This is a genomic window from Candidatus Thiosymbion oneisti (assembly GCF_004359955.1).
Taxonomy (GTDB): Bacteria; Pseudomonadota; Gammaproteobacteria; order Chromatiales; family Chromatiaceae; genus Thiosymbion; species Thiosymbion oneisti.
On record NZ_SMSC01000018.1, the window covers coordinates 46,212 to 60,775 of the forward strand.

13 protein-coding genes and 1 tRNA gene are annotated in these 14,564 nt (G+C 60.1%); 6 read left to right on the forward strand and 8 right to left on the reverse strand.

Annotation, left to right across the window (positions count from 1 at the left end; all coding sequences use genetic code 11):
- Positions 1-15: 15 nt before the first annotated feature.
- The 5 genes from E1958_RS11880 to E1958_RS11900 form a co-directional block, all read right to left on the reverse strand.
- Positions 16-1,293, reverse strand: a complete 1,278-nt coding sequence (locus E1958_RS11880) for a sodium ion-translocating decarboxylase subunit beta (RefSeq protein WP_089724738.1) — start codon at positions 1,291-1,293, stop codon at positions 16-18.
- Positions 1,294-1,310: 17 nt separating this feature from the next.
- Entirely contained in the window at positions 1,311-1,706 is a 396-nt protein-coding gene (locus tag E1958_RS11885; protein WP_133512066.1) for a biotin/lipoyl-containing protein, read from the reverse strand.
- A gap of 32 nt (positions 1,707-1,738) precedes the next feature.
- Complete coding sequence (locus tag E1958_RS11890; protein ID WP_133512067.1) at positions 1,739-2,149, reverse strand: OadG family protein; 411 nt, start codon at positions 2,147-2,149, stop codon at positions 1,739-1,741.
- 15 nt (positions 2,150-2,164) lie between these two features.
- Complete coding sequence (locus E1958_RS11895) at positions 2,165-3,712, reverse strand: acyl-CoA carboxylase subunit beta (protein WP_133512068.1); 1,548 nt, start codon at positions 3,710-3,712, stop codon at positions 2,165-2,167.
- Between the two features lie 77 nt (positions 3,713-3,789).
- Positions 3,790-4,077, reverse strand: coding sequence for an antibiotic biosynthesis monooxygenase family protein (locus E1958_RS11900; protein WP_133512069.1), 288 nt, complete (start codon positions 4,075-4,077; stop codon positions 3,790-3,792).
- A 1,269-nt stretch (positions 4,078-5,346) separates the two neighbouring features.
- Between E1958_RS11900 and E1958_RS11905 the strand changes: the two genes are divergently transcribed.
- The 4 genes from E1958_RS11905 to E1958_RS11920 all read left to right on the forward strand — a co-directional run bounded on the left by E1958_RS11905 (position 5,347) and on the right by E1958_RS11920 (position 10,614).
- A tRNA-Lys gene (locus E1958_RS11905) sits at positions 5,347-5,422 on the forward strand.
- 755 nt (positions 5,423-6,177) lie between these two features.
- Positions 6,178-8,187: a hydantoinase/oxoprolinase family protein gene (locus E1958_RS11910; RefSeq protein ID WP_133512070.1), complete on the forward strand. Its 2,010-nt coding sequence runs from the start codon at positions 6,178-6,180 to the stop codon at positions 8,185-8,187.
- A 358-nt stretch (positions 8,188-8,545) separates the two neighbouring features.
- The gene (locus E1958_RS11915; RefSeq protein WP_133512071.1) at positions 8,546-9,727 is read left to right on the forward strand and encodes a DesA family fatty acid desaturase; all 1,182 of its coding nucleotides are present in this window, start codon (positions 8,546-8,548) and stop codon (positions 9,725-9,727) included.
- Between the two features lie 287 nt (positions 9,728-10,014).
- The gene (locus tag E1958_RS11920) at positions 10,015-10,614 is read left to right on the forward strand and encodes a Uma2 family endonuclease (protein ID WP_133512072.1); all 600 of its coding nucleotides are present in this window, start codon (positions 10,015-10,017) and stop codon (positions 10,612-10,614) included.
- 164 nt (positions 10,615-10,778) lie between these two features.
- Here E1958_RS11920 and rpmG read toward each other — a convergent pair whose 3' ends face one another.
- From rpmG to E1958_RS11935, 3 genes are all read right to left on the reverse strand, one after another.
- Entirely contained in the window at positions 10,779-10,946 is a 168-nt protein-coding gene (gene rpmG, locus E1958_RS11925) for a 50S ribosomal protein L33 (RefSeq protein WP_133512073.1), read from the reverse strand.
- A gap of 13 nt (positions 10,947-10,959) precedes the next feature.
- Positions 10,960-11,199, reverse strand: coding sequence for a 50S ribosomal protein L28 (gene rpmB / locus E1958_RS11930; RefSeq protein ID WP_089726503.1), 240 nt, complete (start codon positions 11,197-11,199; stop codon positions 10,960-10,962).
- 701 nt (positions 11,200-11,900) lie between these two features.
- Positions 11,901-12,518: a class I SAM-dependent methyltransferase gene (locus E1958_RS11935; protein ID WP_133512074.1), complete on the reverse strand. Its 618-nt coding sequence runs from the start codon at positions 12,516-12,518 to the stop codon at positions 11,901-11,903.
- Positions 12,519-12,723: 205 nt separating this feature from the next.
- Between E1958_RS11935 and E1958_RS11940 the strand changes: the two genes are divergently transcribed.
- Complete coding sequence (locus tag E1958_RS11940; RefSeq protein ID WP_133512075.1) at positions 12,724-13,311, forward strand: DJ-1/PfpI family protein; 588 nt, start codon at positions 12,724-12,726, stop codon at positions 13,309-13,311.
- 328 nt (positions 13,312-13,639) lie between these two features.
- The gene (locus E1958_RS11945) at positions 13,640-14,470 is read left to right on the forward strand and encodes a Fic family protein (protein ID WP_133512076.1); all 831 of its coding nucleotides are present in this window, start codon (positions 13,640-13,642) and stop codon (positions 14,468-14,470) included.
- Positions 14,471-14,564 lie beyond the last annotated feature (94 nt).

Sequence of the window (14,564 nt, forward strand, 5' to 3'; positions counted from 1 at the left end):
TCCTCCGAATAATCGTTAGTTACCAAACTGCACGAGCAAGAACCCGGCGGCGACGGCGGATCCGATGACGCCGGCGACGTTGGGACCCATCGCGTGCATCAGGAGGAAGTTGGTCGGATCGTATTTGCTCCCCACGGTCTGGGAGACCCGAGCGGCCATGGGTACCGCCGAGACACCGGCCGATCCGATCAATGGGTTGATGGGTGTGCTGGATAGCTTGTTCATGAGCTTGGCCAGGAGCACGCCCGCGGCGGTCCCGAATCCGAACGCGACGATACCCAGGCCCAAAATCGCAAGCGTCTGGGTGGTGAGGAACTTGTCCGCCGTCGCCGTTGCCCCGACCGTAATCCCCAGGAAGATCGTAACGATGTTGATCAGGGCGTTCTTGGCGGTATCTTCGAGCCTGGCGACCACCCCACATTCCCGAAAGAGATTGCCGAGCATCAGCATCCCCACCAGCGGCGCCGCCGCTGGAACTATGAGTACCACGATGATGGTGACAATGATCGGGAACAGGATCTTCTCCCGCTTGGTCACCGTGCGCAGCTGGGTCATCTTTATGGTGCGTTCCTTTTCCGTGGTGAGCAGCTTCATGATCGGCGGCTGGATAATGGGCACCAGCGCCATATAGGAATAGGCCGCGATTGCGGTGGCTCCCAACAGATGGGGCGCCAGCTGGGACGTGAGGAAGATGGTGGTCGGGCCATCCGCGCCGCCGATGATGGCAACGGATGCCGCCTCCTGGGCGTTGAACAGTCCGGAAGCGACGGCCCCGATAAAGGTGAGAAAGATGCCGAACTGGGCAGCGGCACCCAACAAGAGGGACTTCGGGTTCGCAATGAGGGGTCCGAAATCGGTCATGGCCCCCACGCCCATGAAGATCAGTGCCGGTAGGAGACCTGTTTTAAGGACTTTGTACAGATAGCCTATGATTCCTCCCGGCTTCTCAGTGTGGACGACATACTCGGTAGCGGTCTCTTCCTGACCCACGGGAACTTTGGTAGGGGCCCCTTCCTGATCCACAGGAACCAAGGTTGCACCGAAGGGGGCTTTCTCGGGGGCTTCCTCGGAATACGGTGTGACCTCCACAGCCGGGGGATGCATCATGTTCGCAAATGGCAGATTGGTCAGGAGGACGCCGAATGCGATCGGGACCAGCAGCAGCGGCTCGAAGCCCTTGACGATTGCCAGATACAAGAGCACACAGGCGATGGCAATCATCACGAAGATCCGGTAGTCGGTCAGGCCGACAAAGCCGGTGGAGCTGAGAAAGTTCAATAAGGCGTCATACATGGCGGCGATTACCCCTGTCAGCTCAGGACGACCAAAACGTTCCCAATATTGACGGAGGTCCCTGCGGCCACGGAAATCTCGCTGACGGTCCCATCATGGGGCGCGACGATTTCATTCTCCATTTTCATGGCTTCCAGAACCAGGAGCTTTTGCCCTTTGGTTACCTTGTCGCCGACGTTCACATCGATATCCACGATGGTGCCGGGCATTTGAGCGACCACCGTGCCCTCACCCAAGTCCCCTCCCGCTGGCGGCGCACTCGGCTTCGGGGTCGCTGGTGCGGAAGTCCGGGGTTTGGCAGCAGGTTTGGGCGCCGTGGCTGCCGGGGTCGGAGCGGAACCTGCTGGTCCCTTGATCTCCTCTACAGCGACCTCGTACTCTTTGCGGTCCACGACCACTCTGAACATTCTCATAGCTGTGTACTCCTAGAGAAACTAAAAAAAACTTAGATTCTGTGTTGCATCTGTTCGGCAATACCGGCCCTTCTCCAGGTGGGCGAGGTGTCTTCCACCTGCTTGATGTCCCTGATCACGATATTGCCGGCCGAGGTCTCGAGCATCATTGCGACGGATGCCGCGATGACCGGTACCAGCTCGTCGTCGCTCTGAGCAGCCGGCTTTTCATCGGTCTTCCCGGCTGTAGACGCAGGGGCGGGCTTAAGGGTCGGCGTCGGCTGCTTCTCCGGGTCGGGAAGCTTTTCGAACAGACCGATCACAAACTGTAAGAGGATGAGGATTACGAAGGTGATGCCCATGCCCAGAACCGTCGTGGTGAGGCCCGCCCACAACCGCTGAGTAGTCGTGAGGCTCTCTATTGTGTCCTTATTGGCAAAAAGGGTGAGCAGGTCGGTTTCCATTATGCCCTCCGATGCTTATAAAGGCAGGTTGCCGTGTTTCTTGGCCGGGCGCTTCTCCCGCTTGCCTTCCAGCATGCTGAACGCATCGACGATGCGTTGCCTGCTGGTATGCGGCTCGATGACATCGTCCACGAATCCGCGTTCTGCTGCCTTGTAGGGCGTGGCGAATTCCGCGTTATAGTCGTCGAGTATCTTCTTTTTCGTCGTGGCCTTGTCTTCCGCCTCGTCGATCTGCTTCTTAAAAATGATGTTTACCGCGCCTTCCGATCCCATCACGGCGATCTCTGCCGTCGGCCAGGCGAGCACCATGTCCGCTCCCAGCGACTTGGAGCACATGGCGACATAGGCCCCACCGTAGGCCTTCCTGGTGATCAGGGTGACCTTGGGCACCGTCGCCTCACTGTAGGCGTATAAGATCTTGGCGCCATGGCGGATGATGCCGCCGTACTCCTGGGCGGTTCCCGGCAGGAAACCGGGTACATCGACCAAGGTCAGCAGGGGAATATTGAAGGCATCGCAGGTCCTGATGAAGCGGGCGGCCTTGTCGCCGGCGTTGATATCGAGACAACCGGCCATGACCCGCGGCTGGTTGGCAATGATACCGATCGATTCACCATTGATCCTGGCATAGCCGGTGATCAGGTTGGTGGCAAAATAGGGCTGATACTCCATGAATTCGCCATCATCGACAATGGGGCGGATCACATCATGGATGTCGTAGGGTTTGTTGGGGTCCTCTGGTATCAGGGAGTTAAATGCATCGATCTGTCGGTTCAGGTCGTCATTGCACTCCACCGTCGGTGCCTTCCCCAGGTTGTTCGACGGGAGATAGCCGAGGAGCTGCCGAATCTGCTCGATGCAGGTCTGATCGTTTTCGGCGATGAAATGGGCGTTGCCGCTGACCTTGTTGTGGGTCATGGCGCCCCCGAGATCCTCCGCCGATACCTGCTCCCCGGTGACCGTCTTGATGACCTGGGGCCCGGTGATGAACATCTGCGAGGTCTGGTCCACCATGAAAATGAAATCGGTCAAGGCGGGCGAGTAGACCGCACCGCCGGCACAGGGACCCATGATCGCGGAGATCTGGGGAACGACCCCGGAATAGATGGAATTGCGGAAGAAGATGTCACCGTAACCGGAAAGGGCATCCACGGCTTCTTGGATGCGGGCACCACCGGAATCATTCAGACCGACCAGCGGGGCCCCCATCTTGGTCGCCGCTTCCATGGCCTTCACGATCTTGCTGGCGTGCATTTCGCCGAGGGCACCACCGGTGACGGTGAAATCCTGCGAGAAGGCATACACCAGTCGCCCGTCGACCCGACCGTAACCGGTGACAACCGATTCCCCTTCAAGCCCCAGCTTGTCCAGGCCGAAATTGGTACTGCGGCATTTTACGAACGCATCCAGCTCAACGAACGTCTGGTCGTCGAACAGCTGGACCAACCGCTCTCGGGCCGTCAGTTTCCCCGCTGCATGCTGTTTTTCTATCCTCTTGGTGCCTCCCCCGAGAGAGAGTTGTTCCTTTTTCGTTTTAAGGAGCTCGAGTTTGTCGGTTGGCATCTTGGGTATCGCCTCAATAGGTTCCCGTTCGGGGCCTCTAACATGGAAGCCCGTTCGTTAAGGAAAACGAAAATATGTCAAAGATACTCGTAAACGGCATACTCGGTTTCCCGGCCCAGTAACGCGTCGATCTCTGCCTGGACGGCGGTCCGTTCCTGACTCCGGAACCACTCATCCCACTCTTCCTTGGATCGCCAATTACTATCGACGACCCACTCGGTCGGATCGTCGATTCGCTGCAGGGTTTGGCCGGATATGTAGCCGGGCTGTTTCAACGTAAGGCTGCGCATTTTATGGAGCAGGGTCGTGAGGTCGTGATGGCTGCTTACCGGGACATGACGTTTTATGAGGATCTTTACGGACATGCTAGTTTCCCCTATCGCTAGTTAAGAAGTTAGAAGCTGTCTGGTTAAAGCGAATCCTAGCTCATGGGCAGTCCGGTCTCCCAAACAGCGCCGAATCATTCAGGATTCCTTATGATGCGGTTCGCCGCCTGCCGCTTGTCTGCTGGGCTTTTCCCATCCCCTTTTCCTATCCCTGTCCCTGGGGGTAGGTAGGCCAGCATAGGCAGGCGTGCTTGGGGCGGTGGGCAGGCGCTCACCGCATCCTACACCCAAAGTGAGGTCCGCACGAGCAGGCCACGCGGGGGATCATGTGGGTGTCGATTGCGTTAAGACGCCGGCACTGACGCCCCCCGTAGATGAGCGAGCCTTAGTGCGTCGAACGCAACAGGTCAAATCCTCCGGTATCCGGCGCATCGACGAACCCGCATTCCTGTGCATTGCGAATCCCGTGCACTGCCGAGGGTGTCGCAAAAGCCCGCGTAGTATGCCAGCCACCGTCGTCGGGTAGTAGCCATCCCTGGCCTGACCCGGCCTACGGACCGCCATCCGGCGGGTGACGGCGCGCCCAGCGCCGTGGGGCAATCGCGGCGCTTGGCGCACGCGCCTGACCCGCCCTACGGGCTCGGCGCAGGCTCTCTCCCGACGGGAGAGGGGCTTTTGCGACACCCTCCTGCCGAGAGTGACCCCCTCTGCCAGCTTCAGGCCACGCAGACCGGCTAAATTTCCACACTGGTCGCGCTTTGATTCTTGAAAAAGGAAAAATTATCAATTCAGACCTCGAAGAGCAACAAAAACTTTGTGACATTGCTGGTCTATATCTAGGCTGTATGCTTAAATGAATGTTTAGGTCCTTTATGGATTCTGGACTGCCAAGGATCATGGAAGGTTACCCGCGGACGTTTTGGAGTGCGGCGGCAACCTCACCCCGCTGCTTACCAGAACCTACAGCCCTAAGCATAAGCCGGGGGTCGGCCAAGTGGCGCCATCCTGTCGCCGTTTTGGATGTGGCGATGGATAAAGGTGTTGCGGCCAGGGGAAAGCGCCGTCGTCGCGGCGCGGGTGGGGCCTAAGTGCCTGGATTCCTGACCAACGCCGCTGGTATCCCCCGTGGCTGAGGTTAGCTAGGGCCGCGCCGCTTTGCCGGCGCACTCCAAAGCAGTCCGGAATCCATAAAGAGCCAATGTTTAAATCGCAGCGGTTGCCCTGTGGACCGCACCCGTGCGGCGGGCTCGAAATCAGCTCATGCGCTCATGTTGAGCGAGTCAAATCTTTGATTGGAAAGACCTTTTTGCGCCCTTAGCTCAGTCGGTAGAGCATCTGACTTTTAATCAGGTGGTCGTTGGTTCGATTCCAACAGGGCGCACCATTTTTCAAGCAGTTAGCTTGATCTTTCCCGTTCCTGTCTCGTATGCGTGATCCAAACGTGACTCGCTGTCTCCAACGACCAGTCGCCGACTTCCGGCAGGATAGATTGGGCACAGGTGCACCGCCGTCGTGCTCGTTCCCACGCTCCAGCGTCTGCCTGTGCGTCCCTGCACGCGGACAGGTGGGAACGCCGTCTTGTCCGCTCCAGCGGACGCAGCTCCTCGGTGCTGATCGGCGTTGGCGGTTAGCCTACGAGGCGCTTAATCGACGCTGGAGCGTCAAGATCCCTCCTCCGTCGGGACAAGTCTGCTCCCACGCTGGAGCGTGGGGAGCCAGCCGAAAGGATCATGGAAGGGTACCACCGGACATTTTGGAGTGCGGCAGCAACCTTACCCCGATGCTTACCGGAACCTACAGCGCCAGGCATAAGCGGGGGGTCGGCCAAGTGGCACAATCCTGCCGCCGCTTTGGATTGGACCACGCATCAAAGGTGTTGCGGTCAGGGGAAAGCGCCGTCGCCGCGGCGCGGGTTGAACCTAAGTGCTCGGATTCCCGGCCAACGCCGCTGGTATCCCCCGTGACTGAGGTTCGATGCGGCCACGCCGCTTTGCCGGCGCACTCCAAAGCAGTCCGGAATCCATAAAGAGCCTCCTGAATTATCTGGCACTGCTTGGGGGACCGGACGTGTTAGGTTACGACGCTCAAAGGCTCGCTGATCGCGCCGGCACGGACACCGCAGTGGATCGATAAGCCGTTATGCGTCGCACGCAACCCGTCCGGTCTCCCAGGCCGCGCCACGGAATTCAAACAAGATTAGTCGGCATCGATACCGGTGGGACTTTTACGGATTTCGTCCTGTGGCAGGACGGGGTCTTGCGGGTACATAAGGTACTCTCCACCCCCCAGGCCCCGGAGGTGGCGATCCTGCAGGGCATTCGGGAGCTGAGGCTCGACGCGGAAGGTCTGCGGGTGATCCACGGTTCCACCGTGGCCACCAATGCGGCCCTGGAGGGGAAGGGCGTGCGTACCCTCTATGTGGCCAACCGCGGGCTCGGGGATCTGCTGACCATCGGCCGCCAGGCCCGCGAGGATCTGTACGATCTGCAGCCGCCGGTCCGCCGCCCGCCGGTTCCCCCTGAGCTCTGTTGGGAAACCGCAGGCAGACTCGCTGCCGATGGGCGTTGGGTAGAGCCCTTGACTGACTCGGACAGCGCCGAGCTACGCGCGGCGGTGGCAAGGCTGCGGCCCGAATCGGTAGCCATCAATCTGCTCTTCTCGTACCTGGACGACAGCGCCGAGCGGGCGTTGGCGCAGGCCCTGCCCGCCGGTCTCTTCGTCTCCCGGTCGTCCGCGGTGCTGCCGGTAACCGGGGAGTATGAGCGCGGTATAGCAACCTGGCTCAATGCCTGGTTGGGTCCCCTGGTCGCCCGCTATGTGGAGCGGCTATGCCACGGATTGCCCGGCGCCCTGGTCGCCGTCATGCAATCCAGCGGCGAGGCGGTGGCCGCCGACCAGACCGCGGACCAGGCGGTGCGGCTGCTCTTGTCGGGTCCCGCGGGAGGCCTGGCAGGTGCCGGGTTCGTCGGGCGGCTGGCGGGTCGGGAGCGGCTACTTACCTTCGACATGGGCGGCACCTCCACGGATGTGGCCCTGGTGGACGGGGCGCCCGGCCTCACCACCGAAGGCCGCATCGCCGGTTATCCGGTGGCCGTGCCCATGGTGGACATGCACACCATCGGTGCCGGCGGCGGCTCCATCGCCCGCTTGGACGCGGGGGGCCGGTTGCTGGTAGGGCCCGCGTCCGCCGGTGCCGAGCCCGGTCCTGCCTGCTACGGCAAGGGCGGCGAGCAGCCGACGGTCACGGACGCCAACCTGGTGCTCGGCCGGCTGCGCCCGGAGGCCTTCCTGGGTGGTCGCATGGCATTGGATGTCACCGCCGCCGAGCGGGTGATCGGCCAATTGGGTGCCGCTATGGGATTGGATGCCAGGGCAGCGGCCCTGGGCATCCTGCGGGTCGCCAACGAGCACATGGTACGGGCCCTGCGGGTCATCTCGGTGCAGCGAGGGCTCGACCCCCGGGACTACACCCTGACCTCCTTCGGCGGCGCGGGGGGGCTCCATGTGTGCGCGCTGGCCGAAGCCCTGGGCATGCGCCGGGCCATGGTACCCATCCATGCCGGGGTGCTCTCCGCGTTGGGCATGCTGGCGACCCCGCCGGGACGCCTATTGACGCGCACCTGGTTGGGAAGGCTCGCTGAACGCAGCGATCAGCAGATCGAGCAGCGGCTCAGGGCATTGGCCGCGGAGGCCGTCGCGGCCCTGGCGCACGAGGGACTGGATCCGGCACGGCTGCGAACCGTCTCGTCCCTGGATCTCCGCTACCGGGGTCAATCCTACACCCTGAACCTCGGCTGGGAAGGGCGGGCTGTCACCGCCGAGGCCTTTCATCGGCTGCATCAGGCGCGTTACGGCCATCGGCTGGCGCTCCCGGTGGAATTGGTCAACCTGCGGGTGCGGGTGACGGGTGCACCGCCGAAGCTGATCCTGAGTCGAGCCGATGGCGAGATTGCCGCACCCCCGGGGCAATGCGTATCGGTGGCGGGTTGTGAGCAACCAGTCCCGGTACTGCAACGGACGGCCCTGGTCGGCGCCGACCCCGTAGCAGGTCCGGCGGTGATCCTGGACACAGTATCCACCACCTGGCTGGCGCCCGGTTGGACCGCTCGTCCGGACGCCCTGAACAACCTGCATCTCGAACGGCGCTAGTGTAGTGCGCTGTAAATAGTAGAACTAACAAAGCCGCCCCTGGTCGGTTGTAGAGAGCCGATGCAGACAAGAGGCAGAGAATGCGAATGGCGCCGCGATCGATTTGACGCCCGACGCGCGCAATCGCCGCTTAAGTTCCAAACAGAATGGCGCACTACACTAGACGGGCGGTTTCCTTCCAGTCCCTGATTGGCTATAGTGGCCTTACCCTGCTGGCCGATGTGTTGTCGGCAGATGGGACCCAAGAGCCATGCTGCGCATTTCCCCTGGTCCGACCTACGACCAGCCCTGCGATCGCTGCGCCTGTCCCTGCACCGGCGACACGATTTCGCCGCTATCCCTTTCCCCGAGGCCCCTCATGAGCTTGTACGGAATCCTGGACCTTTCTTTGTGGCAAGTGGTATTGGCCGGGCTGGCCCTGGCCCATGTCACCATCGTGACCGTTACGGTCTTTCTGCATCGCTCGCAGGCCCATCGGGCGCTCGATCTGCACCCGGCGGCAAGCCATTTCTTCCGCTTCTGGCTGTGGCTCACCACCGGCATGGTAACCCGGGAGTGGGTCGCGGTGCATCGCCGCCATCATGCCAAGTGCGAGACGCCCGACGATCCCCACAGCCCCAAAATTCTGGGCCTGGGCAAGGTCCTGACGGAGGGTGCGGAGCTGTACGTCAAGGCCGCCGGTAATCCGCAGATCCTCTTACGGTACGGTCACGGCACCCCCGACGATTGGATCGAGCGCCGCCTCTACAGCCGTTACACCTGGCAGGGGTTGGGGCTGATGCTGATCCTGGATCTGCTGCTGTTCGGCGTCTACGGCATTACCCTGTGGGCGATTCAGATGATGTGGATCCCCTTCTTCGCCGCCGGCGTGATCAATGGTGTCGGCCATTACTGGGGCTATCGCAACTTCGAGACGCCGGACGCCTCGGCCAACATCCTGCCCTTCGGTCTCCTGATCGGCGGCGAAGAGCTGCACAATAACCACCATGCCTTTCCAAGCTCCGCCAAGCTGTCCTCCAAGTGGTGGGAGTTGGATCTGGGCTGGTTCTACGTGCGGCTGCTGTGCATGCTCGGTCTGGCCAAGGTGAAGAAGGTCGCACCCAAGCCGCGGGTCGTCGCGGGCAAGGGTAACATCGATATGGATACGGTGCGCGCGGTCGTCACCGGGCACATGCACATCGCCGCCCGTTACGCGCAGGAGGTGCTCGCGCCGGTCACCCGCGCCGAGCTATGCCGCAGCAAACGCCATTGCCGCCGTCTGTTCAGACGCACGCAACGCCTGTTGGTCATGGAAGGAGCGCGGCTGGACGAGCGCGCAAGACAACGCCTGGAGCAGGTGTTGGCCCAGAGCCAAACATTAGAGACCGTCTACCAATTCCGCGAACGTCTGCGGGATCTGTGGGAGCGGACCACACCCAATCAGGAGGCCCTTCTCAACTCCCTGCAAGACTGGTGTCAACAGGCGGAAGCCACCGGCATTCAGGCCCTGGAGACCTTTTCCCGCAAGCTGCGCAGCTATACACTTGCGCCGGTTCCCTAAGCTATTTTCAATTTGTAGATTCCCACAGATTGTTTTGTTGGCTCTTTATGGATTGGGGACTGCTAACGATCATGGAAGGTTGCTATCTGTAGCGGCTCGCCAACGCTAACGCCTTGGCTCGCAAACAGCCGTCACTTCGGGCTCACGCTCACTGACAATGGACAGGACGTTCGGCTCACGCTCCGTAACCAGGGCTTGCTAATGGTTGGCTCGGCTCACGCTTGCTGAGAACAGCATGGACGAATTGTAGGGTAGAATTAGCGCAGAAGCGCAGAGCTCGAAAAGCCATGCCACAACCAGTACCCTCCACACACCAACCAACCCTCTACGAGGCCCTGGAGGCCCTGCCCGAGGGGGTAGTCGGTGAGATTCTGAACGGCCAACTTCACACCCAACCGCGGCCCGCAATCCCACATGCTCACGTTGCCGTTCGTTTCGACCGCTCGATTGGCCGCAGCTACGGTGACGGCATCGATGGTCCCGGTGGGTGGTGGATCTTCCCTGAGCCCGAAGTGCATTTCGTGCGTGATGTCGAGGTGGCCGTGCCGGACCTGGCCGGCTGGCACCGGGAGCGTATGCCGATACTTCCCACGGGCCACCGGGTCGAGGTGGTTCCTGATTGGGTCTGCGAGATCCTCTCTCCATCCACCAAACGGAAGGATCGTAAGGACAAGATGCCACTGTATGCGCGTTACGGTGTGCAGTATGCGTGGCTAACTGATCCGGTCGAGCGTACCTTGGAGGTCTACCGGCTCAATGGCAATACCTGGATTGAAGTCGGTCGCTTTGCCGGCGCTGACCAGGTTCGCATACCGCCGTTCGAGGCGGTGTCTATCGATCTGGAAGGCTTGTGGTTGCCGCAGCAATTGCGGCTTGTCGAACGTTAAGAGAGCCTCCGCGATCCCGCTGACGAGCTCGTGGCCGTCCTCGATGCTACCCCAGATTCACAGCGGTATCCCCGTCTTATCGAAGTCCTTTCCAGATCTGTGGATAAAATCAGAAAAAACCCGCCGCCGGCGGGTTTTTTCTTAAGATGACAGGAAAACACCGATTACTTGATCTTGCCTTCCTTGTAAAGGACATGCTTACGCGCTACCGGATCGAACTTCCTGATCTCCATCTTGCCGGGCTGATTACGCTTGTTCTTGGTCGTGGTGTAAAAGTGACCCGTACCGGCGCTGGAATTCAGCCGGATCTTTTCACGTGCTGCTTTGGCCATGGGGTTTTACTCCTTACACACCTTTCTCGCCGCGGGCGCGCAGCTCGGACAACACTTGGTCAATGCCTTGCTTGTCGATGATGCGCATTCCGCTGGCGGATACGCGCAGACGTACCCAGCGTTTCTCACTTTCCACCCAAAAGCGATGATAGTGGAGATTGGGTAAAAACCGTCGCTTGGTCTTGTTATGAGCATGGGAAACGTTGCAACCGGTAAGTGGTCGCTTGCCGGTCACCTGACAAACTTTGGACATGACACACCGCCTTCTTAAGGACGAAAAATCTTAGAATTTCAAAGCTAAAACTCAACAATTCTAGCCAAGCCCAGGTAACCTGGCAAGGACGAGGCTGGTCCTATCAGAAAACTATGAATCATGCGAATCTTCGCGAAATCGATTCGTGCCGATTCGCGTGGTTCGTAGTTTCCCTGCATGGCCTCGAAGTTGCCTGATGGCCTCCGCCGCGGTAAAGCGCTTAGAGGCTATCTAAAAACTAACCTATTGATTTTCTACTGGCATTGATTTTCGGCTGGCTCCCCACGCTCCAGCGTGGGAGCAGACTTGTCCCGACGGAGGAGGGATCTTGACGCTCCAGCGTCGATTAAGCGCCTCGGTAGGCTAACCGCCAACGCCGATCAGCACAGAAGAGCTGCGTCCGCTGGAGCGGACAAGCTGCCGTTCCCACGCTGGAGAGACTGTGAAAGTATTACCGAATTTTCAGAGTGAAAGGGAAAAGGAAACACAATTCGCCTAAATCAGGCGGCATAGATTGCTCCTAGCCCCACTTTATACGGAATTTAACGTGAAATACAGCAGTTTCACCCCACCACTTCCGGGGAAAACGAATTCTTTCACAGTCTCTGGAGCGTGGGAACGAGCGTGAAATTTGCAGATTTTATTCCCTAAAATCAGTATCTTAATTTTTAGACAGCCTCTTAGATTATAGAGCCATTTTTTCAGCATTGATCCGCGGCGGCTGTTTCGTTTTCCAGACGGGCCAGGGCCACGGTGTAGCGGGCCCCCTGCTTGAGCTTTTCGTAATTGCCGAAGACCTCGCTCAGGTTGCGCTTCAGGTACTGTCGCAGCCCGTTGACGGTAACCAGGTACAGTCTTCCCCCGGCCCGTAACCGATCACGGGCATCGTGCAGGTAGAGGCTGATCATCTCACTGCCCACCTTGGCGGGGAGGTTGCTCGCGATCAGGTCGAAGCGCAGATCCGGATCGATCTGGTCGAATCCATTGCTGAGTTGGGCGCGGGCGTTGTGGATTGCATTGCGTTCGGCGTTGCGGTTGCTGTACCGAACGGCGATGAAATCCTTGTCCACCATAAGGGTGCGGCCCTCCGGGGCCAGCACTGCCATGGCAAGGCCGATGGGGCCGTAGCCGCAGCCCAGGTCGAGACAGTCGTCCGCCGGCCGCACCTGGAGGTGTTTGAGTAGCAGCCGGGTGCCCGCGTCGATCTCGCGCGGGGAGAATAGGCCCCAGGTACTGTGAAGCACCAGGTTGCGCCCGCCCAGCTCGGCGGTGAACCGAATGTCGGCCCGGAGTCTATCGAGCCGTTGCCTGCTGAGCATATTTTTCGTTAGGGGCTGTTGACATTCGTCGTTCAGGGTCCGATTGTGGCACCTTTCCGCGCTGACAAGGCGTGGCGAGGAAGAATGGCAGGCCTGTTGCGACGAACCGCAACCCACGTCGGCGCGGAAAAGCACTGCAATCGCCCTTGCTGCGGATAAATGTCAAGGCCCCTTAAGATCAACGATCACCCGAGGAGACTTACCGATGGCCGCTAAGCGGATCCTGATGCTGGTAGGTGACTTCGTAGAAGACTACGAAGTCATGGTGCCCTTTCAGATGCTCCAGATGGTGGGCCACCAGGTCCATGCCGTCTGCCCCGACAAACAGCCCGGCGACCAGGTGCGCACGGCGGTGCACGACTTCGAGGGCGATCAGACCTACAGCGAGAAGCCCGGCCACAACTTTACCGTCAACGCCGATTTCGCGACTACTGACCCCGCCGCCTATGATGCCCTGGTCATTCCCGGTGGCCGGGCCCCGGAGTACCTACGGCTCAACCAGCGCCTGATCGAGATCGTGCGCCAATTCGTCACGGCGGACAAGCCCATTGCGTCCGTTTGCCACGGTCAGCAGATCCTGGTCGCCGCAGGGGTGCTCCAGGGCAAGAACGCTACCGCCTACCCGGCGCTCAAGCCCGACATCGAGCGCGCCGGCGGCTGCTGGTGCGAGATCAACGAGACCTTCTCCAACGCCTATGTGGACGGAAACCTGGTGACGGCACCGGCATGGCCGGCCCATCCCGAGTGGATCCGCAAGTTCCTGGAGCTGTTGGGGACACGCATCGAGCCCTGATTCCACACCGCCTGCGGTGGAAACTCGTTTGCCCGTCCCGCGGGCCCACCACTGCCGGGGTCCGGGACCGGCACGAGCCACCGCCGTGAATTGGCATACCTCTCTAGTACCAAGTTTCATCCGATTTTGCTGGTTATCATTTGTCATCTCGACCGCAGGGAGAGAGCTTAGCGAAGCGAGAAATCCTTGTCCCGACGAAGGAGGGAGCTTGTGACTTTGTAGTCGTCTCATCGCTAAAGATCCCTCCCTACGGTCGGGATGACAGCTCCCTTCGGTCGAGATGACAGAGACTGGTTTTACCGGAAAATTTTGCCGAAACGGGGTACTAGTGAACACATCCAAGTTCCGTGCGTTGCATGGCCTCGACCGGGATATCCGGCAATCCCTGTGGAGCCAGCTCCGTGATCTCTGGACCCATACCTCCACGGCGTTGGAGGGCAATACACTCACCTTGGGTGAGACCAAATTCGTCATCGAGGAAGGGCTCACCATAGCGGGCAAGCCCTTGAAAGACCACCAAGAGGTCATGGGGCATGCGCACGCCATCGAGCTCATCTATGCGGGGTTGGAGGAGGCGGTCACCGAGTCGCATCTTTGCGATCTGCACACGGCCGTGCAGTCCGAATTCGTCCTGGATATCCACAAGCCCTGCGGCGCCTGGAAGGTCGAACCGAACGGTACCTACGCAGTCACCGAGGACGGTAGGCAGACCTACATCGAGTATGCGGCCCCTGAACATGTTCCTACCCTGATGGCGCAGTGGTTGGCGGAATTGAATCGGTCCCTCGGTACGGAGCTATCCGAAACCGAAGCGATCAACGCCTATGCCAAGTTGCACTTGGGCTTTGTGCATATCCACCCCTTCTGGGATGGAAACGGACGTCTGGCAAGGCTGGTGAGTAACCTTCCCCTACTGAGTTCCGGTCATCTGCCGCTGGTGATCGATAGCCGGGACCGTAAAGAGTACATCGACACCCTGGCGGGCTATGAACAAGCGACCGGACAGCTCACAACAGCGACCGGTATCTGGCCATCCCGCGCCTCGGACGCCGCATTTCGTGCCTTTTGTCAGCGTTCTTATCGGGCCACGCACAACCTAATTGAGCAGGCAAGAACTCGGCAGGCCAAACGTGCGACGGGGGTGAGGTCAAAGATTTGATGGGCACGCTTCGCTTTGTGCATCCGATCAAGCTGCCGCAGTTCGGAAACCTCCGCGGAGTGACCGAAACCTTAAGGATCTTTGCCAAGCGCTC